Origin of the sequence: Ruegeria spongiae (genome assembly GCF_023502395.1) — a bacterium.
Taxonomy (GTDB): Bacteria; Pseudomonadota; Alphaproteobacteria; order Rhodobacterales; family Rhodobacteraceae; genus Ruegeria_C; species Ruegeria_C spongiae.
Genome location: NZ_JAMFMB010000037.1, coordinates 1 through 22,383, shown reverse-complemented (window position 1 = coordinate 22,383; position 22,383 = coordinate 1). Strand labels below are relative to the sequence as shown.

At 61.6% G+C, this 22,383-nt stretch carries 20 protein-coding genes and 1 pseudogene; 14 read left to right on the top strand and 7 right to left on the bottom strand.

The genetic code is table 11. From position 1 onward, the window contains the following. The first annotated feature begins 53 nt into the window (after window positions 1–53). Window positions 54–2,276: an NADP-dependent isocitrate dehydrogenase gene (locus tag M3P21_RS19865; protein WP_249712930.1), complete on the top strand. Its 2,223-nt coding sequence runs from the start codon at window positions 54–56 to the stop codon at window positions 2,274–2,276. A gap of 130 nt (window positions 2,277–2,406) precedes the next feature. Here M3P21_RS19865 and M3P21_RS19860 read toward each other — a convergent pair whose 3' ends face one another. The 3 genes from M3P21_RS19860 to M3P21_RS19850 form a co-directional block, all read right to left on the bottom strand. Further along, on the bottom strand, window positions 2,407–2,985 hold the full coding sequence (locus M3P21_RS19860; protein WP_249712928.1) for a TetR/AcrR family transcriptional regulator: 579 nt from the start codon (window positions 2,983–2,985) through the stop codon (window positions 2,407–2,409). Between the two features lie 128 nt (window positions 2,986–3,113). Next, on the bottom strand, window positions 3,114–3,782 hold the full coding sequence (locus tag M3P21_RS19855; RefSeq protein ID WP_249712926.1) for a cupin domain-containing protein: 669 nt from the start codon (window positions 3,780–3,782) through the stop codon (window positions 3,114–3,116). Window positions 3,783–3,810: 28 nt separating this feature from the next. Continuing rightward, complete coding sequence (locus M3P21_RS19850) at window positions 3,811–4,431, bottom strand: glutathione S-transferase (RefSeq protein ID WP_249712924.1); 621 nt, start codon at window positions 4,429–4,431, stop codon at window positions 3,811–3,813. 198 nt (window positions 4,432–4,629) lie between these two features. Here M3P21_RS19850 and M3P21_RS19845 point away from each other — a divergent pair, with 198 nt between their 5' ends. Beyond that, a complete protein-coding gene (locus M3P21_RS19845; RefSeq protein WP_249712922.1) occupies window positions 4,630–5,133 on the top strand; it encodes a hypothetical protein in 504 nt (167 codons plus the stop codon). Window positions 5,134–5,141: 8 nt separating this feature from the next. On the opposite strand, the gene M3P21_RS19840 is transcribed toward M3P21_RS19845, so the two are convergent. The 3 genes and pseudogenes from M3P21_RS19840 to M3P21_RS19830 all read right to left on the bottom strand — a co-directional run. Then, a complete protein-coding gene (locus M3P21_RS19840; RefSeq protein WP_249712919.1) occupies window positions 5,142–5,909 on the bottom strand; it encodes a class II glutamine amidotransferase in 768 nt (255 codons plus the stop codon). Window positions 5,910–5,981: 72 nt separating this feature from the next. Beyond that, window positions 5,982–6,485 carry a GNAT family N-acetyltransferase gene (locus M3P21_RS19835; RefSeq protein ID WP_249712917.1) on the bottom strand — a complete coding sequence of 168 codons (504 nt, stop codon included), beginning with the start codon at window positions 6,483–6,485 and terminating at the stop codon, window positions 5,982–5,984. 124 nt (window positions 6,486–6,609) lie between these two features. Then, a pseudogene (locus M3P21_RS19830) lies at window positions 6,610–7,026 on the bottom strand (substrate-binding domain-containing protein); the annotation flags it as partial. Between the two features lie 112 nt (window positions 7,027–7,138). Here M3P21_RS19830 and M3P21_RS19825 point away from each other — a divergent pair. The 11 genes from M3P21_RS19825 to M3P21_RS19775 all read left to right on the top strand — a co-directional run bounded on the left by M3P21_RS19825 (window position 7,139) and on the right by M3P21_RS19775 (window position 19,303). Then, complete coding sequence (locus M3P21_RS19825; protein ID WP_249712915.1) at window positions 7,139–8,131, top strand: MGH1-like glycoside hydrolase domain-containing protein; 993 nt, start codon at window positions 7,139–7,141, stop codon at window positions 8,129–8,131. Window positions 8,132–8,146: 15 nt separating this feature from the next. Then, complete coding sequence (locus M3P21_RS19820) at window positions 8,147–9,508, top strand: V-type ATP synthase subunit B (protein ID WP_249712913.1); 1,362 nt, start codon at window positions 8,147–8,149, stop codon at window positions 9,506–9,508. After that, window positions 9,486–10,082, top strand: a complete 597-nt coding sequence (locus M3P21_RS19815; RefSeq protein ID WP_249712909.1) for a V-type ATP synthase subunit D — start codon at window positions 9,486–9,488, stop codon at window positions 10,080–10,082. The genes M3P21_RS19820 and M3P21_RS19815 overlap by 23 nt, the downstream gene beginning before the upstream one ends. Beyond that, complete coding sequence (locus M3P21_RS19810) at window positions 10,079–11,872, top strand: V-type ATP synthase subunit I (RefSeq protein ID WP_249712907.1); 1,794 nt, start codon at window positions 10,079–10,081, stop codon at window positions 11,870–11,872. Before M3P21_RS19815 ends, M3P21_RS19810 begins: the two co-directional genes overlap by 4 nt. Then, the gene (locus tag M3P21_RS19805; protein WP_249712905.1) at window positions 11,869–12,312 is read left to right on the top strand and encodes an ATP synthase subunit C; all 444 of its coding nucleotides are present in this window, start codon (window positions 11,869–11,871) and stop codon (window positions 12,310–12,312) included. Before M3P21_RS19810 ends, M3P21_RS19805 begins: the two co-directional genes overlap by 4 nt. Continuing rightward, a complete protein-coding gene (locus tag M3P21_RS19800) occupies window positions 12,312–12,989 on the top strand; it encodes a hypothetical protein (RefSeq protein WP_249712903.1) in 678 nt (225 codons plus the stop codon). Before M3P21_RS19805 ends, M3P21_RS19800 begins: the two co-directional genes overlap by 1 nt. Window positions 12,990–12,991: 2 nt before the next feature. Beyond that, window positions 12,992–13,684: a hypothetical protein gene (locus M3P21_RS19795; protein ID WP_249712901.1), complete on the top strand. Its 693-nt coding sequence runs from the start codon at window positions 12,992–12,994 to the stop codon at window positions 13,682–13,684. After that, the gene (locus M3P21_RS19790; RefSeq protein ID WP_249712898.1) at window positions 13,681–15,534 is read left to right on the top strand and encodes a V-type ATP synthase subunit A; all 1,854 of its coding nucleotides are present in this window, start codon (window positions 13,681–13,683) and stop codon (window positions 15,532–15,534) included. Before M3P21_RS19795 ends, M3P21_RS19790 begins: the two co-directional genes overlap by 4 nt. A 64-nt stretch (window positions 15,535–15,598) precedes the next feature. Then, window positions 15,599–16,363 (top strand): enoyl-ACP reductase FabI, encoded by a 765-nt coding sequence (fabI, locus tag M3P21_RS19785; protein WP_249712896.1) that lies wholly within the window; start codon window positions 15,599–15,601, stop codon window positions 16,361–16,363. 29 nt (window positions 16,364–16,392) lie between these two features. After that, window positions 16,393–17,601, top strand: a complete 1,209-nt coding sequence (locus M3P21_RS19780) for an acetate/propionate family kinase (RefSeq protein WP_249712894.1) — start codon at window positions 16,393–16,395, stop codon at window positions 17,599–17,601. Window positions 17,602–17,818: 217 nt separating this feature from the next. Next, window positions 17,819–19,303 (top strand): inorganic phosphate transporter, encoded by a 1,485-nt coding sequence (locus M3P21_RS19775; protein WP_249712892.1) that lies wholly within the window; start codon window positions 17,819–17,821, stop codon window positions 19,301–19,303. Between the two features lie 36 nt (window positions 19,304–19,339). Here M3P21_RS19775 and M3P21_RS19770 read toward each other — a convergent pair whose 3' ends face one another. Further along, complete coding sequence (locus M3P21_RS19770; RefSeq protein ID WP_249712890.1) at window positions 19,340–21,499, bottom strand: DUF3141 domain-containing protein; 2,160 nt, start codon at window positions 21,497–21,499, stop codon at window positions 19,340–19,342. 244 nt (window positions 21,500–21,743) lie between these two features. On the opposite strand from M3P21_RS19770, the gene M3P21_RS19765 reads away from it, so the two are divergent. Continuing rightward, window positions 21,744–22,383: MFS transporter (locus tag M3P21_RS19765; RefSeq protein ID WP_249712888.1), on the top strand; the 640-nt coding region annotated here is incomplete at its 3' end.

The following is a 22,383-nucleotide window of genomic DNA, read 5'->3' as shown; positions in this document are numbered from 1 at the left end:
AGCGCACACTCTTGGATCGCACGCCCCTGAACGGCAAAAAAAGGTAAGAGAATATGGCTGAAAAATCAAACCCCGACATATTGTATACCATCGTAGACGAAGCGCCCGAACTGGCTTCGGCCTCGTTTCTGCCCATCATCCGCAAGTTCGCCGCAGCAGCGGGGGTAAGCGTCGGGACCAAGGATATCTCGCTTGCGGGCCGGATTATTTCGACCTTCCCGGAAAACCTGACCGACGCGCAACGCCAATCCGACGATCTGGCGGAATTGGGTGAGTTGGTCAAAACGCCGTCGGCCAATGTCATCAAACTGCCCAATATCTCGGCATCAGTGCCGCAGCTTGTTGCCGCCATCGAAGAACTGCAGGGGCAGGGATACGACATTCCGACCTATCCCGAAGAGCCTGCCACGGATGAGGAAAAAATGATCCGCGCGCGCTATGACGCGATCAAGGGTTCTGCCGTGAACCCGGTTCTGCGTGAGGGCAATTCCGACCGTCGCGCCGCCCGCGCCGTCAAGAACTTCGCCCAGAAGAATCCGCATTCGATGGGGACATGGGCGTCGGACAGCAAGACACATGTGTCGTCGATGTCGGGCAATGATTTCTATTCCAACGAGAAATCGGCCACCATCACCGCCGCGCAGGCCGGGACGGCAAAAATCGAATTTGTCGGTAAGGATGGTACGGTCACAGTGCTGAAAGACGCCTGGCCGCTGGAAGAAGGCACCGTTGCGGACGCGACTTTCATGTCCGCCAAGGCATTGTCCGGTTTCCTGGCCGAGCAGATCGAAGCCACCAAGGCCGACGGCATCATGTTCTCGCTCCATATGAAGGCGACGATGATGAAGGTCTCGGACCCAATCATCTTTGGCCATGCCGTCAAGGCCTGGCTGGCCCCGATCTTTGACAAATACGCCGCCGATCTGGATGCGGCAGGGGTGAACCCGAACTCGGGTATGGGCGACGTGTTGGCCCGAATTGCCGAGTTGCCGAACGCCGCTGCCATTCAGGGTGACATCGAGGCGCTGACGGCGGATCGCCCGGCCATGTACATGGTCGACAGCGACAAGGGCATCACCAACCTGCACGTGCCATCGGACGTGATCATCGACGCCTCGATGCCCGCTGTGATCCGTGCGGGCGGCAAGGGCTGGGACGCGACAGGCGCCAAGGGTGACGTGAATTGCGTGATCCCGGACAATTGCTATGCGCCGGTCTATGACGAAAGCGTCAAGTTCTTCAAAGCCAATGGCGCGCTGGATCCGTCCACCGCCGGGGCCGTCGCCAATGTCGGCCTGATGGCGCAGAAGGCCGAGGAATACGGCTCGCATCCGACCACCTTTCAGGCACCGGCCGATGGCACAATCCGCATCGTGCTGGCCAATGGCGAGACGCTGCATTCCCATGAGGTCGAGAGGGGTGACATCTGGCGGTCGTGCACTGTCAAGAAAGCGCCGATCGAGAACTGGATTCAACTGGCGATGGACCGGCAGCGCCTGACCGGGTCCGAGGCGATCTTCTGGCTGGATGCCTCCCGTGCCCATGACGCGCAATTGATCGCTTACGTGAAGCCCGCGCTGGAAGCAGCGGGAGTTGCGGACAATTTCCTGATCATGGCCCCGCGCGAAGCGACCCGGCAATCGCTGGAGACCATCACCGCGGGCAAGGACAGCATTGCCATCACCGGCAACGTGTTGCGGGACTACCTGACCGACCTGTTCCCGATCCTGGAACTGGGCACTTCGGCCAAGATGCTGTCCATCGTCAAACTGATGCAGGGCGGCGGGTTGTTCGAGACCGGTGCCGGTGGCTCGGCTCCCAAACATGTGCAGCAACTGGTCGAGGAAAGCCATCTGCGCTGGGATTCGATGGGCGAGTTCTGCGCCCTGGGCGAGTCGCTGAACTTCCTTGCGGATGCACAGGGTAACGCCAAGGCGGGTGTACTGGGAGCCGCGGCCGAGGTCGCGACACAGGGCATTCTGGACGACAACCGCTCACCCAGCCGCAAGGTCGGAGAGCCCGATAACCGCGACAGCCACTATTGGTTTTCCCGCTATTGGGCCGAGGCATTGGCCGCGCAAACGGACGACGCCGAACTCGCTGCCGAGTTTGCACCCGTCGCAGCGGAGCTGGCGGGGCAAGAGGCAGCGATCCTGTCTGAACTGGCCGCCGCGCAGGGCCCGGTGGCGGATTTGGGTGGCTACTACAAAACCGATCCGGCCAAGACTGCGGCGGTGATGCGTCCAAGCGCTACGCTGAACGCGATTATCGGCTGAGGATTGACCGCTAAGTACTGACTGCGCCCGTAGCTTGCGGGCGCAGTTGCTTGATTGTCGGCAAGGTTCCACAGCTTATTTGTGCGCATCTTCTGGCAATGATTGAGGCGATAGAACAGGTTCAGATGTTCTACTTTGCCCCCACCAACCTCTCACGAAGGACTTGTGTTGCCGCATCGAAGGTGGCGGCATCGCCGCTGATGCGGGCGGCAATCTGGGCCCCTTCGACAAGTGCATGAGCAGCGGCTGCTTCGCAGGCGGCGTTGGTGAGATCTCTGACAGAGCCTTCGGCTTGCGCCCGCGCAAACGTCTCTTCCAGCCAGCTGCGGACCTGCTGTCGAAACTGCGAGATTTCGCGATGCGTGCCCTCGGACAGCCCATCTTGGCTGACCGCGTAGGCGACGCAAAGACACAGCGCCGTGCCGTCTTGCAGTGCATCGCGATAAAAGGCGATGAAAGCGGCCAATTGCCGGCCCGCCCCCGGCAGGTCCTGCGCATAGCTGTCAAGCGCGGTCATGACCCGTTTGGCGTAGCGCGCCATGATCGCTGTCAGCAAATCGGCTTTCGCCGGGAAGTGGTAGTGGATACTGGCTTTTCGGATGCCCACCAGCCGGCTTAGGTCGGAGTAACTGAACCCGTCAGCGCCCTTGTGCCGGACCTGCTGCTCGGCCGCATCCATCAGTTCTGTCTTGGTCTCGTTTGCCGCCATTCCGCACACCTCTTCATCCACTGCCTTTCGCAGTGATACGCTGTCGCGCGCCTGTCTGCCAGATCGCGCTGCAGGGCCGGGGCAGATTGAAATTGCGCGCCCTCGGGCGGCGGCCCGTGGGGCAGGGGTCAGGCTGCAGGGGGTTGGGCATAGGGCAGATGGCCGGTCTTGATCCAGACCCTGGCCCCGTGGGGACCAGCAACTGCCGCCAGCCCCTGACCCTCGGGCAGGCGCAGCCATGCGCCCTGTTGCAGCGCGTCACCACCTTCGGTGAGAGCGCCACGTAGCACCAGCATTTCGATGCCCCCCGCATCGTCGATTGTCAGGGCCGCACCCGCATCGACCACGTGATAAGTCACTTTTTCGCGGGCATCGCAGTGCAATTCAGCCGTGGCAACGCCGCCTTTCGGTGTGCTCAGCTCTGCGGTCATGTCCTTGCGGAACTGGGTGCGGTCACTCATGTCGAACTGCCAGAGTTTTACGAAGATCGTGCAGCCTTGATCCGAGCCGGGCGTGTGGCTGGTGGTCGGTGGGTTGCGTACATAGGTGCCCGCCGGGAAATCGCCATGTTCGTCCTGGAACACGCCGTCGAGCACGATGAACTCCTCGCCGCCCGTATGGGTATGGGCCGAGAAGTTGCTGCCGGGCGCATAGCGGACGATGGTGGTGGCGCGGGCCACTTCGCCGCCGATCCGGTCCAGCATGCGCCGGTCGACACCGGGCATCGGTGAAGCCTGCCACGGCTCTTGCGCGGAATGCACCACGACCCGTTGCGCGAAATCCGAATTCAGGTCCATGTGTTTGGCTCCTTGTCAGACAGGCCGGTCACGCAGCGATACTGGGGCGCGACGCGACCCTATCACGCCAGTTCCTGAGATTGCCTAGCTCGGCGGGAATGTCGAGTTCGGCGAGATCGGCAAAGGCCAGCCCGGCAAAAGCGGTGATATCGGCCATCGAGAATCTGTCCCCCGCAAGATAGTCATTCGCGCTGAGAACGCCATCAAGATAGCGCATCGTCGCAACAGCGTGGTCCTTGCGGCGATTGCCCCAATCGGCATTCTGGTCAGTCTCAAGATCGGGTCCGAGGCCGGGCGTCGCATGGTGAAAATAGTCGCCCACCGCGTCCAGCAATCCGGCTTCGGCGCGCCGGTTCATCATGTGGATGACCGCGCGATCCTTCGCCGTATCACCACACAGCGTCGCACCGTCGAAGGCCGCGTCAATGTACTCGGTTATTGCGGTGCAGTGCGACAGACAGGTGCCGTCCTCAAGCTCCAGCATCGGGACGGCAGCATCGGGGTTCTTGCGCCGGAACGCCTCGGACCGGTGTTCGCCGCCCAACACGTCAACAGGGATGAACGCGACCTTGTCGGCTGCGCCTTTTTCGGCCAGCGCGATGCGGACGCGGGCGGGGTTGGGGAAGCCTTCGACGTCATAGATCTTCATGGGGTGCTCCAGTTTTCAAAATAACAACCTACTAATAGGTAGGGTTTTTTGAAATGTAAATCCCTATACCAACACGGTTCTGTGAGGTTTCTGTCTTTGCTCTTTAATTCAGGGTGTTGGGCGCTTTGGTAGGATCATTCGCCCCGGACCGGGCGGTGCCATCGGGTGGCGAGGGCTGCCTTTCAAACGGAGAATCACATGTCCACGACCGCCATACACAGCCCCGCATTGGGCAAGTTCCCCTCGCTCAGCGTTGCCACGCTTGGAGCCATGTTCATTTCCGGGTTCTTTGCCACGATCGCATTTGACCTCTGGGGCCAGATGATCAGCCCCGCGCTTGGCTTCGCCAATCTGTCGCCGCACGGGCTGGCACGCAGCCTGCTGAGCACGCTTGGCCTGCCCAGTGGCGATTTTGCCGGATATTTTGTGCATTTCTACCTGGTTGGCCTGATCGGTTATCCCGTCGGCTGGCTGTTCATCTTTGCGCCGATCTGGACGCGCATCATGGGGCAGAGGGGCTGGTTCCTGCCCTCGGCACTCTATGGCTTTGGTCTGTGGATTTTTGCCATCGGCGGCATCACCGCCATTGCCGGTCTGCCGTTCTTCCTGGGCTTCACCGGTATTGCCTGGGTCGCGCTGGTGGGCCATGTCCTTTACGGCATCGTGCTGGTTGCAGTGCTGCGTCTGATCGCCCGGCCGTGACGTAGACGTCAGCCTGACAGGGGGCGGTGTGTCAGCGCGCCCTTGTTCAGGCTGTAGAGGCGTCCGGCTTCAAGCATGGTCCAAGTGCCGGTATTCGGGTCTAGCGGTTCCGAGGCCAGCACCTGCCCACCATGATCCATGCCGCTGCCATGATAGAGCGTCGGGATATCGTCGCTGCCGGAATAGCGGAAAGCGTGGGTGGTATGGCCATCCGAAAAGGTGGCGGTGATACGGTTGCCTCGGGCGACCTCGCCCTGGGCGGCTTCGATCTGTGCGATTGTCTGGACAACAGCTTCATGCGGGTCTTCCTGCAATCCGTTGGTCAGCAGCAGCAGAAAGAACAGCTCTGAATCCGTGCGCCCGCGGCGCGCCGCATAGTAGGCATCGCCCAGCATCGCCTCGAATCTGCGGCGCAGGCGCGGGAAGTCGGCGATCTCGCCATTATGCATGAAGGACCAATTGCCATAGGTGAAGGGATGGCAATTGTTGCGGGATGTCTCGCCAAAGGTCGAGGCGCGGATATGGGCCAGAAAGAGCCGCGACCGGATCATCCGGCACAGATCCACCAGATTGCCGTCCGACCAGGCGGGCAACACGTCGCGGTAGAGGCCCGGACGATCCTGATCGCCATACCAGGCCATCCCGAACCCGTCGCCATTGACGGCCAGCTTCGCCTCGGAGGCATGCTGGCTTTGGTCCAGCAGGGAATGCCGGGGCAGAATGACGATGTTTTCAAGCGGAATCTCCGGCCCGCTATAGACCACAAATCTGCACATCTGCGCCTCCTCCTGCGTGCCGGCTGCACATCCGGTATGCCAGCCGCCGCACGGCAGGGCAATTGCAGCCGATCAGGTCGCGGGCCTGGGATGGCGATAGACAAGATCGCCGGGATCGGGCCGGGCGGCGCTGTCATCGCGTCTTGCGCCCAGCCTTTCCGCCAGCGCGCGCGAACGGGCATTGTCGGCGTCGATATAGCTGACCAGTGTCGCAAGCCCCAGCGCCGCGAACGCCCAGTCACGCATCGCATGCGCGGCCTCGAAGGCGATGCCCCGACCTTCGGCGGTGGCGTAGAGCATCCAACCCAGTTCGTGTTCGGGAAAGAGCGGCCCGTGATTGATCGCCACTTGTCCCAGGCATTGCCCGGTGTCGCGCGCGTCGATCATCAGCGCGCCGTGGCCCATCAGCTCCCATTGCGCAACGTCGTTGCAAAACATTCCCCAAGCCTCTCGCACCGCAAACGGACCGCCCATATGCACAGCGCGGTCCGAGGACATGAGGCGAGCATAGTCGGGCCAGTCATCAAACCTGGGTGGGCGCAGGCGCAGACGTAGTGTGTCGAGTGTAGGGAGCATCCTCTGACCTCTGCGAGTGACGGCTGTCAGGCCAATGAAAGTACAGGTGGTAGACGAAGGCAACCGACTGCGCTGTTTGATGAGGCGGGTTCCGCCGCTCAGCGATGTCTCCGTTTCGGTTCGCTCACACGCGGGAAACCGGTGCGCCCGTGGTGTCGCGGACGACCAGCTCTGCCGGAACAAGCGAGACGGCGGTGGGCAACTGCGGGTCCTTGATGAGGCCCAGCACCACGCGCGCAAGCTTGCGGCCCATCTGATAGGGCGAAACGGCCATAGTGGACAACGGCGGCGTCGCAACGGCTGCGTTCTGAATGTTGTCGAACCCAATGACCGAGATATCTTTACCATGGCTCAGCCCCATCTGAGCAATCCCCAGATAGGCCCCGATTGCAACCAAGTCACCATTGCAGATGATATCGGTAACATCCGGATGCGCCGCGTGCAGCGCCTTCATCGCAGCGAGGCCTGCCAGCGTGTCATCGGCGCAGTCCCAAATGATCGGCGCGCCCAGATTCCACTCGCTCAGAACCTGTTTGTACCCGGCATTCCGTTGGAACTGGAAGAGGCCGCCTAGACGCCGGGCTGCAACCGGATTCCAGAACTAAGATGACGGTTACTTTCCGGGGCCCGGCGTATGGCAGACGGGGCGGTCGATGCCGACTTCGGGCATTATCCAGCCGCCAGTGGCGGGATTTGCGGTGCGCCGTCTTTATGATCGCGCCAAGGATCGCTCGCTGGCCGAGCAGATGGCCCACATTCTGCTGCCGATGATCGATGTCTGGAATGAATGGTTCTTCCGCTGCCGCGACCCTCAGCACCAGATTGGTCGCGATCATCCATCCGTGGGGATTGGGCCGCGACAATTCGATCGCCTGGGATGCGCCGATCTGGCCGATTTGGCCGCTCAACTGGGCGAGGATGAAATCGCTACCCGCAGCCGCGCCCGCGTCGTTTCAGGAGTTGCCGCCTTCGACACGCTCTGGAGCAAAGATCACGGGGAATACTTGTGTTACGACCGGGTTATAGGAGCGCTGATCGACAGCCCCTCGGTCGGCGGGCTGCTGATGATCTTTGCGCCGATCCCGGCCAGCCGGCTAGCCGCCATCGCCAGGCGGATCGAAACGCTCGCAGAGGCGGTGTCATTCCGTTTCCCAAGCCATGATCCCAAGGCTGGCGGCTATGGTGGCAAACGGTACTGGCGCGGACCGGCCTGGCTGACCGTGAACTACATGATCGCCGACGGGCTGGTCCGGCAGGGACAGCACGACATCGCCGCCCGGATCGGGGTGGACAGCCTGTTGGTTATTCGTACAGCGGTTTCGCCGAATATTACGACCCGAGAACCGGTGACCTCTGCGGAGGCACGGAATCCACCTGTACCGCCGCTATGGTCATCGAATTTCTGGCGAAATCCGAAAGGAAGGCCGCCTGACGCCCCGCGCCCAACCGATTTGGTTGCAAAGGAACATGGTGTCTTGACGGTCGGTATTTGTGCCAGCGGGCCTGAATTTGCTGCATTGCGGCAACTGCGACACTTTCGACCCGTCGAGTGGCTTGCGCTGCGCTGTAAAGCTTTCATTATGAGACTAATTTCAGGTGAGCCGGGCTTCCGCGATTCGTGTCAAGGTGGCGCCGGGCTGATCTAGCTCAGGAGGCCGCAGGTGGTTCGCGATCTGATCAAATATTCCCGTGTGCTGGAGATCGTCGGCGATACGCTCAAGGTGCATGTTCCTGAAAACGCGGCGGCGGGCGCGGTGGTGCGTTTCAACGATCTGGCAGTGGTCGAAGGGGTCGATGGCGTCCGCTCGCTGGCGCAGGTAATCAACATCAATCGCGAAGAGGTCACGCTGCAGGTGTTTTCCGGCACCAAGGGCATCTCGACCGGGGCCAGCGCCACTTTTCTGGGTCACCCGATGCAGACGCCCTATTCGGGCAACATCCTGGGGCGCGTTTTTGACGGGGCAGGGGACCCGATCGATGGCGGCCCCGACCTGTCCTCCGAGCCGCGCTACAATATCGGCGGCCCCTCGGTGAACCCGGCCGAGCGGATCGTGCCGAAACACATGATCCGCACCGATGTGCCGATGATCGACGTGTTCAACTGTCTGGTGGAAAGCCAGAAAATCCCGATCTTCTCGGTCTCGGGCGAGCCATACAATCCGTTTCTGGCCCGGATCGGCATTCAGGCCGACGCCGATATCGTGGTCTTCGGCGGCATGGGGCTGATCTTTGACGATTATTACACTTTCCGGCAGAGCTTTGAGGATGCGGGCGTCTTCTCGCGCACAGTGATGTTCGTCAATCAGGCCTCGGACCCTCTGGTCGAGCGTCTGTTGGTGCCCGATATGGCGCTGGCTGTGGCCGAGAAATTCGCGGTCGAGGAAGGCAAGCGCGTGCTGGTTCTACTGACCGACATGACCGCCTATGCGGATGCGATGAAAGAGGTAGGCATTTCGCAAGAGCGCGTGCCCTCGAACCGCGGCTATATGGGTGATCTCTATAGCGAGTTGGCGCGGCGGTATGAGAAAGCCTGCGATTACGCCAAGGGCGGCTCGGTCACCATTCTGGCTGTCACGACGATGCCGGGCGATGACGTCACCCATCCGGTGCCGGACAACACCGGCTACATCACCGAGGGGCAATTCTATCTGCATTCCGGGGTGATCGACCCGTTCGGCAGCCTGTCGCGGCTCAAGCAGAACGTGATCGGCAAGGTCACCCGCGAGGACCACAGCCAGATCATGAACACCATGATCCGGTTTTATTCCGAGGCGCGCGATGCGGCGCAAAAACAGGCCATGGCGTTCGAACTGTCGGACTATGACCAGCAGGTGCTGAAATTCGGCGATCTGTTCCGCACCCGTTTCATGGATATCAACGTCTCGATCCCACTGGAACAGGCGCTGGACCTTTGCTGGCAGACGCTGGCGGAATGTTTCCGCCCCGAGCAGCTATTGATGAAACAGAACCTGATCGACACCTATTTCCCCAAGGATGCAGATGGCGCGGTTGCAGCTGAATAAATCTTCACTCGCGCATCAGAGAGCGCAGCTGAAGACCTATGAGAAGTTCCTGCCGTCGCTGGACCTGAAGCGGCAGCAATTGATGGGTGAACGGGCCAAGGCCGTGGTGCAGGTTGCCGAGATGGCCCGCAAGGTCGAGGACCTTGCCCAGCAGGTGGGCCGCGATGTGCCGATGCTGGGCAATAGCGATATCGACCTGAAAGGCCTCGTGCGGCTGGCCCGCTATGAGCTGGGTGAGGAGAACGTGGTGGGCACCAAGCTGCCGGTGCTGGACCGGATCGAGGTCAAAATCCGGCCCTATTCGCCGATGGTGCTGCCCCATTGGGTCGATAATGTGACCACGCTGCTGCATGACATGCTTGAAGCGCGGTTGCGGGTGCAAGTGGCGCGCCAGCGGGTCGAGGTATTGTCGCGCGCGGTTGAAGTCATCACCCAGCGCGTGAACCTTTTTGACAAGGTGCTGATCCCCAATGCCCGCGCCAATATCAAGAAAATCCGCATCTATCTGAATGACGAGGAAATGGCCTCGGTCGTGCGCTCGAAGATCGCCAAGCGCAAAAGGGCGATGGCATGAGCATCGCGCGGCTGAAAAAGATCTCGGTCATCGGGCGCGCGGCGGATAAGGACGCGACACTGGCGCAGCTGCAGGATTTGGGCGCGATGCATATCCTGCCGCTCTCTCCGCCTGAAACGCAGGTCGAAAAGAAGGTCAGCCGCGAAGCCGAGGATGCTTATAAGGCGCTGCGCTTTCTGGCGGTGGTGCCGGGCCAGCGCCGGCAGGTGCGCTCCAACCCTGAATTCGATGTCGAACATTTCGTGGCTTCGGTGCTGGTCCTCAAGGACAAGTTGCGGGCGGCTCAGGACCGGCGTGATTTTCTGGCCGATCGGATCGACACGATGCAGCCCTGGGGCGATTTCACTTTCCCCCCGACCGAGGCACTGGCCGGGCTGCACCTGTGGTTTTACGAACTCCCATTAAAAAACCGCGAAAGCCTGCAGGCGGTCGATCTGCCCTGGCAGATCGTGGGCCACGATCATCGGGTGCTCTACGTGGCCGTGGTCAGCGCCGATGAGCCGCGCACTGACTTGCTGCCGGTGCCGCGCACCCATCTGGGGGCCAAGCCGATCACGGTTCTGCAGGGCGAACTGGAAGACGCCGAGATTGAGATCGAGACCCTGCTGGGCGAGCGCATGGCGCTGACCCGCTTTCTGACCCTGCTGCGCTCGACCCTGTCCAAGGCTGAAACCGCCGCCGAGCTTGCCTTTGCCGAGACCCAGACATTTGACGACCCCGACCTCTTCGCCATTCAGGGTTGGGTGCCGGAGGATCACATCGCCGCGCTTGAGGATATCTGCGCCGAGGAAGGATTGGCCGTCTTGACCAGCGCTCCGCAGCCGGGTGAGGTGCCCCCAACCCTGATCGAACAGCCCGACAGCGAGGCAGCGGGAGTCGATATGGCGCTGTTCTATCAGGTGCCCAATTACTACGCCTGGGACCCCAGCCGGGTTCTGATCGCTTCGTTCTCGCTGTTCTTTGCGATGATCATTGCCGATGCGGGATATGGCTTTCTGATCCTGCTGGGCGTGCTGGGGTTCTGGCGTCGCCTGGGTGCTACGACACACTCCCGCGCCTGGCGCACCATGTTGCTGATCCTCGCGGGTGCCACGGTTGCTTATGGCGTGATCGTCGGCAGCTATTTCGGTGTTGGTCCGCCCGAGGGCGGTGTGTTGGCGCGGTTCAAGCTGGTGGATATCAACGATTTCACCACCATGATGCGGCTGTCTATCATCGTAGGCGTGGCCCATGTCGCTTTCGCCAACCTGATGGCCTTCCTGCACAAACCCAGTCGCAGCCGCTATGCCAATCTGGGCTGGATCGGCGTGGTGCTGGGCGGGCTGGCGCTCTGGCTCAGCGGGCAGGCCGGGCCAGTTTTTCAGGGGGGCTTGGGGATGATGGGCCTTGGTCTGCTGGTCATTCTGGTGTTCTCCAGCGACCGTCCGGTCACATCCGGCACCGACTGGCTGTGGCGGCTGGCGGGCGGCGTACAGAGCCTGACGGGTCTGATGGGCCTCTTCGGCGATGTGCTGTCATACATGCGGCTGTTTGCGCTGGGGCTGGCTTCGGCCTCGTTGGCGGTGACCTTCAACGGGCTGGCGGCCAAAGGGTTCGGCTCCGCATCCGGTCTGGGCCTGCTGGGCGGGTTGCTGATCCTGTTCATCGGGCATGGCCTGAATTTTGCGCTCGCCATCATGAGCGGCGTGGTCCACGGGCTGCGGCTCAACTTCATCGAATTCTACAAATGGGGTTTGCCCGAGGAAGGCACAGTCTTCCGCGCGTTTGCCCGCAAGGAGGTACAGGAATGACCGATTTCGTCATCGCAATGGGCTGGGTGGGCATCTTTGCCCCCATGGCGCTTGGAACCATCGCCAGCGCGATCGGCTGTTCGATCGCGGGTCAGGCCAGTATCGGCGCGATGCTGGAAACCGAAAGCGGTTACGGCCGCTTCGTCGGCATCTCGGCCTTTCCGTCGACATTCGCCATCTACGGCATCGTGATCATGTTCACGCTCAACCGTGCCGTAACGGCGGAAAATGCCGGGGGCCTGTTTGGGGTTGGCGTGCTCTCGGGTCTGGCTCTGATGTATTGCGGCATGTGGCAGGGCCGGGCCTGCGCTGCGGCGATCAATGCGTCCAAGGAAAAGCCCGAGATATTCGGCCTGTCGCTGGCCCCGGCGGCGATCATCGAAGGCTTTGGCGTCTTTGCCTTTGTCTTTGCCCTGGTGATCAGCGCGGGGATCGCGTGATGGCTGCGGAACAGGACACCGCGCAGGGGATCGACGCGCTGATTGACCGGCTGCGCAGCGAGGGCGTGCAGGCGGGCAGTGACGAGGCCGCGCGCCTGACACAGGCGGCGCAGGCCAAGGGCGCGCAGATTGTCGAGAGGGCGCAAGCCGAGGCAGCCAAGGCGCAGGCCGACGCCCGCGATGCTGCTGATCGCTACACCAAGGCGGGCGAAGAGGCATTGAACACCGCCATGCGCGACGCGGTGCTGACGATGAAATCCGCGCTGATGGCGCAGTTCCAGCAGGATGTGCAGCGCATGGTGTCAGAGACCCTGACCGATCCCGACATGCTGAAACAGATGGTGCTGGAACTGGTGGGCCGCGCCGGGGAGGATGCCGCCATCGGCAATGGTGCGCAGGTGATCCTGCCCGCCGAGGTGGTCGGCCCGGACGCAATCCGCGCCAATGCCGACGATATCCAGTCCGGCCAGCTCACCAAATTCGTCCTCGGCCTGACCCAGGAGATGCTGAAAGACGGCGTGACGCTGTTCGCCTCCAGTGATCTGCATGCAGGGATCAGGGCGCAGGCAGGCGCGGACGGTATAAAGCTGGACCTGTCGGACGCGGCCATTACCGATGTGTTGATGCAGCACCTGCAGCCCCGGTTCCGCGCCGTGCTGGAAGGTGTGATCCGCTGACCATGTCCGACCCCGACGCCTATATAGCGCTGGTCTCCAGCCTGCCCAGCTCCGAGCGGCTGTTTGTGGCCAAACAGCCGCCGCTTTCGGAACTGAGGCTGCGCAAGAGGCTGTCGGCGTTGGACGAAGACGATGCCAAAACGTTGCACCGGATTGAACACATTCTGAGTTGGGCCAGCTACGATGCGCAAGCAGAGATCGGCGAGGTGGTGAAGCGGGCGCGCTCCCTGCTGCGGAATTTGCCACAGCCCACCCTGCGCGCCATTGTTGCCGACCGGATGGAGCTGCGCAGCGCTATTGCCGCGCTGCGGATGCGGCGCGACGGGATGGCCGCGCCCAGCGGGCAATGGGGGTTCGGCAAATGGACACGCCATATCGCGGCGAACTGGTCCGATCCCACCTTTCGCCTGGACGCGCCGCTGCCCTGGCTGCGTGAAGCGGGCTCGCTGCTGGAGGCTGGCGACGCGCTGGGGCTGGAACGGCATCTGCTTGAGATCGCGTTCCGCCAGTTGCAGCGCCATGGCGGCCTGCATCATTTCGATTTCGAGGCGGTGGTGATCTATGTGCTGAAGTGGACCCTGTTCGACCGCTGGGCCGCCTCGGATGCCCAAGCCGCCGCGCGGCGTTTCGCGCAGCTTTCCGACGATGCGCTGCAGGATTTCCCCGATTTGATGCTGGAAGGAGGGACCGGATGAGTGCCGACCCCAAAACACACGCCCCCACCGCCCGTATCGCGGCAGTGCAGGAAGGCCTGGTCGAAATCGAAGCGCTGGATCAGGCCGATGGCACGCCGGGTTGGCTGGTCAAGAACGAGGTGGTCTATATCCTGCCCTCCAAACCCGCCGCTGGCGGGCGGCAGGAACGCCTCAAGGCCGAGATCCTGCGGGTGCGCGGCAAGACCGCCGATGCGCAGGTCTATGAAAGCACCAGCGGTGTTGCCGTCGGGGACCCGGTGGAACAAAGCGGGCAATTGCTGTCGGTGGAACTGGGACCGGGCTTGCTGGGTCAGGTCTATGACGGGCTGCAATCACCGCTGGCCAAAGTGGCCGCCGCATACGGCATCTTCCTGCCGCGCGGAGTGGATGTGGCACCGCTGGATGAGGGTGCGAAATGGTCCTTCACGCCGTTGGTCAAGGTGGGTGATGCGGTCTCGGCGGGGGATGTGGTGGGCACGGTGCCCGAGGGGCGCTTTACCCACAAAATCATGGTGCCGTTCAACTGGGCGGGCCGCTACACTATCAACTGGGTGCAAAAGGGCGCCGCAACGGTGCAGGATCCGGTAGCGCGGCTGACCGGCGAGGACGGATCGGAACATATCCTGACCCTGATGCAACGCTGGCCGGTGCGCCGCCCGGTGCCCGCGCAACTGCTGAAATCCGCCGCCTCGCGGCGCACCTTTCCCGATGCGCCGATCCTGACCTCACAGCGGTTGATCGACACGTTCTTTCCCATCGCACGCGGCGGCACCGCCTGTATTCCAGGGCCGTTCGGGGCGGGCAAGACCGTGCTGCAGAATCTGATCGCGCGCAACGCGCAGGTCGACATCGTGATCGTTGTGGCTTGTGGCGAGCGCGCGGGCGAGGTGGTCGAGACCATAACAGAATACCCTGAAATGACCGATCCGAAATTGGGCGGCAGCCTGATGGACCGCACCATCATCATCTGCAACACCTCGTCCATGCCGGTTGCAGCGCGCGAAGCGTCGATCTTTACCGGAATCACGCTCGGCGAGTATTACCGGCAGATGGGGCTGGATGTGCTGCTGATTGCCGACAGCACCTCTCGCTGGGCGCAGGCGATGCGCGAAACCAGCGGTCGGCTCGAGGAAATCCCCGGCGAAGAGGGCTTCCCCGCCTATCTGGAAAGCTCGATCAAAGGGCTTTACGAGCGCGCGGGCGTGATCAAGACCAATGACGGTACCAGCGGCAGCCTGACCATGATCGGCACCGTATCACCCGCGGGCGGAAACTTTGACGAGCCGGTGACGCAATCGACGCTCTCGACAGTGAAGTGTTTTCTCGGGCTGTCCTCGGAACGGGCTTATAAGAGGTTTTACCCGGCGGTGGACCCACTCTTGTCCTGGTCGCGCTATCTGGAGCAGATGAGTGACTGGTATAGCCGCAATATCGAACCGACCTGGATCGCCCGGGTCAAAGAGATGCAGGCGCTGCTGGAACGCGGCGAGCAGATCGACCAGATGATGCAGGTCACCGGCGAAGAAGGCATCACCATCGACGATTATGTGACCTATCAGAAGGCGCTGTTCGTCGACATGATCTACCTGCAGCAGGACGCGTTCGATGACGTGGATTGCTCGGTCTCGCTGGACCGTCAGCAGCTTGTGTTCAAGCTGATGTATGGCGTGGTGCAGGGCGGAATGGCGCTGGACAGCAAACCTGATATCCGTGCCTGGTTCACCGAACTTACGGGCCTGTTCAAGAACTTCCATTATGCCGCCGAAGGTACGCCCGATTATGACGGCCTGCTGGAGAGGATCCGCTCCAAGATCGCCACCCAGTCCGAAAGCGCGCCTGAGCCAGCCTGAGCGACCACACATTGACACGTGGCGCGGCCGGGGCTGCGCTGCCACTGATCCAGGGAGACCGGCCATGTTTTCGTTGAACGGCAAACGCGCCCTTGTCGTCGGCATCGCCAATGAGCAATCGATTGCGTATGGCTGCGCCAGCGCTTTTCGCGCGCAAGGGGCCGAACTGGCCGTCACATATCTGAACGATAAAGCCGAACCGTATGTGCGCCCGCTGGCCGAAGGGCTGAGGGCCGCTATGGTGATGCCGCTGGATGCGCGCTCGGACGCGCAGTTGGACGCGGTTTTTGACCGGATCCGGGACCAGTGGGGCGGGCTGGATATCCTGCTGCACGCGGTGGCCTTCTGCCCCAGGGACGACCTGCATGGCCGCGTCATCGACTGTTCGCGCGACGGCTTCGGGCTGGCGATGGACCTGTCGGTGCATTCTTTCCTGCGCATGATCCGTCGCGCTGAGCCGTTGATGGGCCAGCGCGGCACCTGCATGACGGTCAGCTTCTATGGCTCGGAAAAGGTGGTGGATCATTACAATGTCATGGGACCGGTCAAGGCGGCGCTGGAATCGGTGACCCGTTACGCCGCCGCTGAACTGGGCGGCAAGGGGATTTCGGTGCATGCGCTGTCGCCCGGTCCGATGAACACCCGCGCGGCCAGCGGCATCGCGCATTTCGACGATCTCATGGCCGACAATGCCGCACGCACGCCAACGCATATGCTGGCCAGCCCTCAGGATGTGGGCGCTTATGCGGCGTTTCTGGCCAGTGACGCGGCGTCCAACGTGACAGGCGGAATACACCCGATTGATGGTGGATATCACATCATGGGGTGACGATCCCCGCAACAGCACGGAGACGGCAGATGGATCACGGCATGACAGGAGCGGGTGGCGCAACGGCAGAGTTCATCCTGTCGCTCAACGCCGGGTCGTCGTCCCTGAAATTTTCGCTTTACGAGGCCGGCGACGAGCCGCGCGAAATCGCGGTGGGTCAGGTCGAAAGCCTTGGCCCGAACGCTCGTTTCAAGGCCCGGATCGGGTTGGAACAGGTCGAGGATGATCTGGGCTCGGCCAATCATCACGTGGCGCTGCGGGCCATTCTTGAGAAATGCGAAACCGTCCTGCAAGGCCGCCCACCCGCCTGTATCGGACACCGCATCGCCCATGGCGGGGTCGACTACGAGGCGCCCCAGCTTCTGACGCCGGAGGTGATGGAAAAGCTGGCCCTGCTCGAACCCCTGGCGCCGCTGCACCAGCCGCATAACCTCGCCGCCGTACGCGCTTCGATCGAGGCTTTCCCCGACGCGCTGCAGATCGGTTGTTTCGATACGGCCTTTCACCGCAATCACCCCTGGGTCAACGACACGTTTGGCCTGCCGCTGAAATATTACGACCGGGGCGTGCGCCGCTATGGATTTCACGGGCTGTCCTATGACTACATCACCGGCACGCTTGCCCGGATCGACCCCGAACTGGCCAGTGGCCGCGTGGTGATTGCGCATCTGGGCAATGGCGCGTCGATGTGCGGGGTGCTGAACGGGCGCTCGATTGCTTCAACCATGGGGTTTTCAGCGCTGGATGGCCTGCCGATGGGCACCCGTTGCGGTCAGCTCGATCCGGGCGTGGTGCTGTATCTGATGGATCAGGAGGGGCTGTCGGCCAGCGAGTTGACCAAGCTTCTGTACAATGAAAGCGGTCTCAAGGGGCTGTCAGGCGCGACAAACGACATGCGGGCGCTGGAGGCCTCACAACAGCTCGAGGCGGAAATGGCGATCGAGTATTACACCTTCCGTGCCCGTCGCGAGCTGGGCGCGCTGGCGGCCAGCCTGCACGGCATCGACGGGGTGGTGTTCTGCGGCGGCATCGGTGAGAATTCGGCCGCGATCCGGGCGCGGATCTGCAATGGCATGGACTGGATGGGCATCACACTGGATGCACGCGCCAACACTGACAACGAGATGAGCATCGGCATCGGCAGAACCAAGGTGCTGGTCATCCCCACCGACGAAGAACGCATCATCGCCCGCGCCGCCTCGCGCGCACTGAACGAGCGTGCGATGGCAAAAGATTGACGGCAAAGGCTGATTTCATGTTGAGCAGGGATGATCCGAAGGAAAAAGTCTTGGTTGCGCGTTGCAGCATATGGTTATCTCTGGAGAATTGACGAAAGAAGCTGGCTTGCTTTGTGGTTTACCTCATTCGGCAAAAAAACCTTTCGCTTTCATTGACCGGTTGCATTTGGCGTTCTGACAGCGCTAAGCGTCTTTCCCAACTGTGGGGACCACAACTATGACAGAACAACAAGGCGATCCGCGCCATCTGGAAACACTCGACCGGGACCTTGCACGGTTCTCCAGGCTTGAAACGGCAACCGGCTATGTGTCACGCCCAATGGTCGGCGTGGGCGTGTCGCTGGTCTTTGTTCTGTTGGCGGGCATCGCTGCCATGTCGCTCTTCGGGCAGGAGAACAATTCGTTCATCGTGATCATCGCTGCCTGTCTCGGGGCCTATATGGCGCTGAACATCGGCGCCAATGACGTGGCCAACAACATGGGACCTGCGGTGGGGGCGAATGCGCTTTCCATGGGCGGGGCCATCGCCATTGCGGTCGTCTTTGAAAGCGCGGGTGCGCTGATTGCAGGCGGAGACGTTGTGTCCACTGTCGCCAAGGGCATCATTGCGCCGGAAAGCATGGGCACGGCCTCGGTCTTTATCTGGGCCATGATGGCTGCGCTTTTGTCGGCGGCGCTGTGGGTCAACCTGGCAACCTGGATCGGGGCACCGGTTTCCACGACCCATTCGGTGGTCGGCGGTGTCATGGGCGCGGGCATCGCGGCGGCTGGTTTTGCCGCCGTCAGCTGGTCAACCATGGGCAAGATTGCGGCCAGCTGGGTGATCTCGCCTGTTCTGGGAGGGGCCATCGCCGCCATGTTCCTATGGCTGATCAAGTCCAGGATCATCTACCGCGACGACAAGATTGCCGCGGCGCGCAGGTGGGTGCCCATCCTTGTCGGCATCATGGCCGGTGCGTTCGCATCCTATCTTGCCCTGAAGGGCCTGAAAAAGATCATCAAGATCGACCTGACAACGGCGTTGATGATCGGCGCGGCCATCGGTGTTTTGGTCTGGATTGTGATGATCCCGGTGATCCGCAGACAATCGCAGGGGCTGGAGAACCGGAACAAGTCGCTCAAGGTGCTGTTTGGCATTCCGTTGGTGGTGTCGGCGGCGCTGCTGAGTTTCGCCCATGGCGCAAATGATGTGGCAAACGCCGTCGGTCCGCTTGCCGCAATTGTGCAGGCCTCTCAATCGGGCAGCTTCACGGACGCGATCAGCATTCCGCTTTGGGTAATGATCATCGGCGCGTTCGGAATATCCTTTGGCCTGTTGCTGTTTGGGCCGAAACTGATCCGCATGGTCGGCGGCCAGATCACAAAGCTCAACCCGATGCGCGCCTATTGTGTGGCGCTGTCGGCTGCGATTACGGTGATCGTGGCCAGTTGGCTTGGCTTGCCCGTCAGTTCAACCCACATTGCCGTAGGTGGTGTATTTGGCGTCGGCTTCTTTCGGGAATGGGACGCCGAGCGGCGCATCCGGAATGCGCGCCTCAAAATGCCCGATCGCACAAATTATCCGCCAGAAGAGCGCAGGCGGCGCAAACTGGTGCGCAGATCCCATTTCATGACCATCCTCGCAGCCTGGGTCATTACCGTTCCGGCCGCTGCGATCCTGTCGGGGATCATTTTCTATCTGATCAGCGCGGTTCTGGCTTAAATTTGGAATGTCGTGCAGAGTCAGAGCTGATCGCTATCAGCTCTGCTTGCGCGCCCGCTTGCCGGTATTGGCGGGCTGTGGGGTGTCCCACAACTTTTCGATCTGTGCCAGACGTTCCTCCGATTCCGGGCTGAGCGGGCCGCCGGTACCGGCGATCAGGCGGATCATGGCGAGCACCTCGTCCCGTTCCTTTGCCTGCCCGGCCATCAGGTCTGGCAGGGTTTCGATGGCGCGATCCTCGTCGACCAGCAGCATCAGGAACTGCTCACGCAGCATGTCCTTGAAATCCTGAAGCGATTGTTCGTCGTCCTCGCGCAAGCGATCAACAATTTCAAACCGGCGCTCATCAGCGGCGCGGTTGGGCCAAAGCACATAGAGCAGGGCGCGTACCGCTGCCTCCTTGACGCCACCTTCTGCCATCTTCGCGGTTAGCTCGGTGATCCGTTGCGCGACAAAGGCGCGGTGTTCGGGGTCGAGGCCCGGATGCGGCCGTGGCGGCCCGTCACTGGCACTGAGTCCCAGCATCGCCTGCATGAGCGGGTTGCTGTAGGTCGCCATGAACATCGCCTCAGCGGCCTGATCGCGCAGTTGGCCATAGGTTTCCAGCGCCGTGGTGATTCCGTCCGAGACCTGTTCCTGCATCACCCAGAACGGGTTGTTGGGATCGACCGGTTTGCGGTTCTCACGCGCATGGTCAGCCCAGAGCCTGACGCTGTTCATCAGCGGGTTTACGTCCGAGGCCAGTTTGTAGCCCAGCCGTAACGGATGCATCTCGCGCGCCACTTCGGCCATTTGCGGGGTCACCAGCGCCTCCATCCAGGGATGCACGAAAGTGTTGTAGAGCCCCGTGTTGATCTCGGACAGGCGGGCCACCGCGGCGAAGCGGCGCTCATCCTCCAGATCGTTGTGACCCAGCGCGCGGATATCGTCCAGATCGCGTGCCTCGAAGCGGGTGATGTAGTCGGTCGGGTCCAGATCGGCGTCGGGCTCATCCCCGGTCTTGGGAGTCAGCACCGCCTCGTAAAGCCCCGGTGGCAGACAGTCGATGAAATCGATATTTGAGGCGAACTCGCGATGTTCCTTCCTGGCGACGCTGCCCGACACGAAAATGCCCAGATGGCCAACTTTGTCATGCACCGCGTAGACGATGGTCTGCCCGTGCGAGCGGATCGCATCGACGCTTTCATAAAGGTCGGTGATCCATCCCAGCGCCTGTTGCGGCGGGGTGATATCATCGCCCTTGGAACAGAAACAGATGATCGGAGATTTGATGCGGCGGAAATCCAGTCTGATGCCATCGCTCGTCACCACCCCACCGGTGGGCAGCTTGTTGCCCACAAAGAGGTTGTCGACAATGAACTGCATCTCTTCGGCGTTCAGGATTACATGCCCGCCCCACCAGCGTTCGAATTCGAGATAGCGTTCACGTTCGGTATCGACCTTGGCATAGACGTTGTGCTGCTTGGCCCACAACGTATTGGCGGGGTTCATGTTTTCGAAATTCTGCACCAGCCAGGCGCCGTCGAACTTGCCCGCGCCCAGATCACCGGTCAGCGCGGTCAGCCAGCTGCCGCCCAGCAATCCGCCGCTGTAACGCATCGGGTTCTTGCCATGCACCCCCGCCCAATAGCTGAGCGGCGCGCCTGCCAGAATGATTGGGCCGCACAGATCGGGCCGGTAAGAGGCCAGCATCGCCACTGCCCAGCCTGCCTGGCAATTGCCGATCACTGCCGGTTTGCCATCCGCCTGTGGGTGCGTCGCGACCACATGTTCAATAAATGTCACCTCGGCGCGCATCACCTTTTCGATGGTCTGTTCCGGTTCGGGCTCTGGCAGGAAGCCGATGAAATAGCAGGGATGCCCGGCGGCCAGCGCCACGCCGATCTCGCTGTCGGCCTTGAAGCCGCCGATGCCGGGGCCATGGCCGGCGCGCGGATCGATGACGACAAAGGGGCGTTTGTGCAGGTCGATTGTGACGCTTTTGGGCGGCTTGATGCGGATCAACGCGTAGTTGACCGGCTCTGGCAGGTCGCGGCCATCCATCACCACGTCATACTCAAAGCCCAGAACATTGGGGGCCGTGGCGGTGATGTGGGCGTTATACTGGTTGCCGCGCTCCCGCAGGATATCCAGAAACAGGGCGGTTCGCTGGCTGGCATCAACCACATAGTCGAGCCAGGGATTGGTCACAGGCATGTTCGCCTCCTTCTCACGGGCAACGTCGAGTCGTCTTGTTGTGGTTTCTGCGTAGCAGCAAATACGCTGGTGTCATACTGAGATTTATGGGGTCGCGACGTTTTGCCGACGCACAACCTCCGGCGCAGGCCCCCAGGCAAGAGATGGCACCTTCGCCTTCGATATTTTCAGGAAGACATTGTTTTTCAAAGGGCTTGGCGCAATGCTAAAGGCGCGAGATGCTTGGAGGGAAATGAACATGATCATGCTGCGCCTTTCCCTGATGCTGGTGGTGTTTGTCGACGTGATGGGGCAGGGGCTGATTCTGCCGATCATCAGCACGCTGTTGATTAGCCCGGATAGCACATTTCTTGCTGCGGACACCGGTCACAATACTCGCAACCTGATGTATGGCGCGCTGCTCTCGACCTTCTATATCTTCTGGTTTTTCGGGGCCGCCTATATCTCGAAACTTTCGGATTATATAGGTCGCAAGAATGGGATCGTGATTTGCCTGATCGGGGCGTTGGCGGGCTATATCCTGACCGTGGTCGCGGTCGAGATGTCGAATTACTACCTGCTGCTGCTGGGCCGCGCGATATCCGGGTTTACCGCCGGAAATCAGCCGATCGCGCAGGCCGCGCTGGTGGATGTCAGCCGCGACGATGACGAACGCACTCGCAATATGGGCCGCGTTGTGGCCGCCGCCGCGTTGGGTCTGGTCGCCGGGCCGCTAATCGCCGGTCTGCTGAGCGATACCCGTATCCTAGGGCCTTATGCGACGCTGCAACTGCCGTTCATCGTGGCAGCCGGGTTGATCGCCATCACGCTGATCCTGATCCTGATGTTCTTCCACGACACCCGCACCGAGCGGCACAAGATCGATTTCGGGATTTCCGAGGTCT

What these genes read in the sequence shown, in the direction of transcription:
- M3P21_RS19865 (WP_249712930.1), top strand. Translation starts at nt 54, where the DNA reads ATGGCTGAAAAATCAAACCCCGACATATTGTATACCATCGTAGACGAA.
- M3P21_RS19860 (WP_249712928.1), bottom strand. Translation starts at nt 2,985, where the DNA reads ATGGCGGCAAACGAGACCAAGACAGAACTGATGGATGCGGCCGAGCAG.
- M3P21_RS19855 (WP_249712926.1), bottom strand. Translation starts at nt 3,782, where the DNA reads ATGGACCTGAATTCGGATTTCGCGCAACGGGTCGTGGTGCATTCCGCG.
- M3P21_RS19850 (WP_249712924.1), bottom strand. Translation starts at nt 4,431, where the DNA reads ATGAAGATCTATGACGTCGAAGGCTTCCCCAACCCCGCCCGCGTCCGC.
- M3P21_RS19845 (WP_249712922.1), top strand. Translation starts at nt 4,630, where the DNA reads ATGTCCACGACCGCCATACACAGCCCCGCATTGGGCAAGTTCCCCTCG.
- M3P21_RS19840 (WP_249712919.1), bottom strand. Translation starts at nt 5,909, where the DNA reads ATGTGCAGATTTGTGGTCTATAGCGGGCCGGAGATTCCGCTTGAAAAC.
- M3P21_RS19835 (WP_249712917.1), bottom strand. Translation starts at nt 6,485, where the DNA reads ATGCTCCCTACACTCGACACACTACGTCTGCGCCTGCGCCCACCCAGG.
- M3P21_RS19825 (WP_249712915.1), top strand. Translation starts at nt 7,139, where the DNA reads ATGCCGACTTCGGGCATTATCCAGCCGCCAGTGGCGGGATTTGCGGTG.
- M3P21_RS19815 (WP_249712909.1), top strand. Translation starts at nt 9,486, where the DNA reads ATGGCGCGGTTGCAGCTGAATAAATCTTCACTCGCGCATCAGAGAGCG.
- M3P21_RS19810 (WP_249712907.1), top strand. Translation starts at nt 10,079, where the DNA reads ATGAGCATCGCGCGGCTGAAAAAGATCTCGGTCATCGGGCGCGCGGCG.
- M3P21_RS19805 (WP_249712905.1), top strand. Translation starts at nt 11,869, where the DNA reads ATGACCGATTTCGTCATCGCAATGGGCTGGGTGGGCATCTTTGCCCCC.
- M3P21_RS19800 (WP_249712903.1), top strand. Translation starts at nt 12,312, where the DNA reads ATGGCTGCGGAACAGGACACCGCGCAGGGGATCGACGCGCTGATTGAC.
- M3P21_RS19795 (WP_249712901.1), top strand. Translation starts at nt 12,992, where the DNA reads ATGTCCGACCCCGACGCCTATATAGCGCTGGTCTCCAGCCTGCCCAGC.
- M3P21_RS19790 (WP_249712898.1), top strand. Translation starts at nt 13,681, where the DNA reads ATGAGTGCCGACCCCAAAACACACGCCCCCACCGCCCGTATCGCGGCA.
- fabI (WP_249712896.1), top strand. Translation starts at nt 15,599, where the DNA reads ATGTTTTCGTTGAACGGCAAACGCGCCCTTGTCGTCGGCATCGCCAAT.
- M3P21_RS19780 (WP_249712894.1), top strand. Translation starts at nt 16,393, where the DNA reads ATGGATCACGGCATGACAGGAGCGGGTGGCGCAACGGCAGAGTTCATC.
- M3P21_RS19775 (WP_249712892.1), top strand. Translation starts at nt 17,819, where the DNA reads ATGACAGAACAACAAGGCGATCCGCGCCATCTGGAAACACTCGACCGG.
- M3P21_RS19770 (WP_249712890.1), bottom strand. Translation starts at nt 21,499, where the DNA reads ATGCCTGTGACCAATCCCTGGCTCGACTATGTGGTTGATGCCAGCCAG.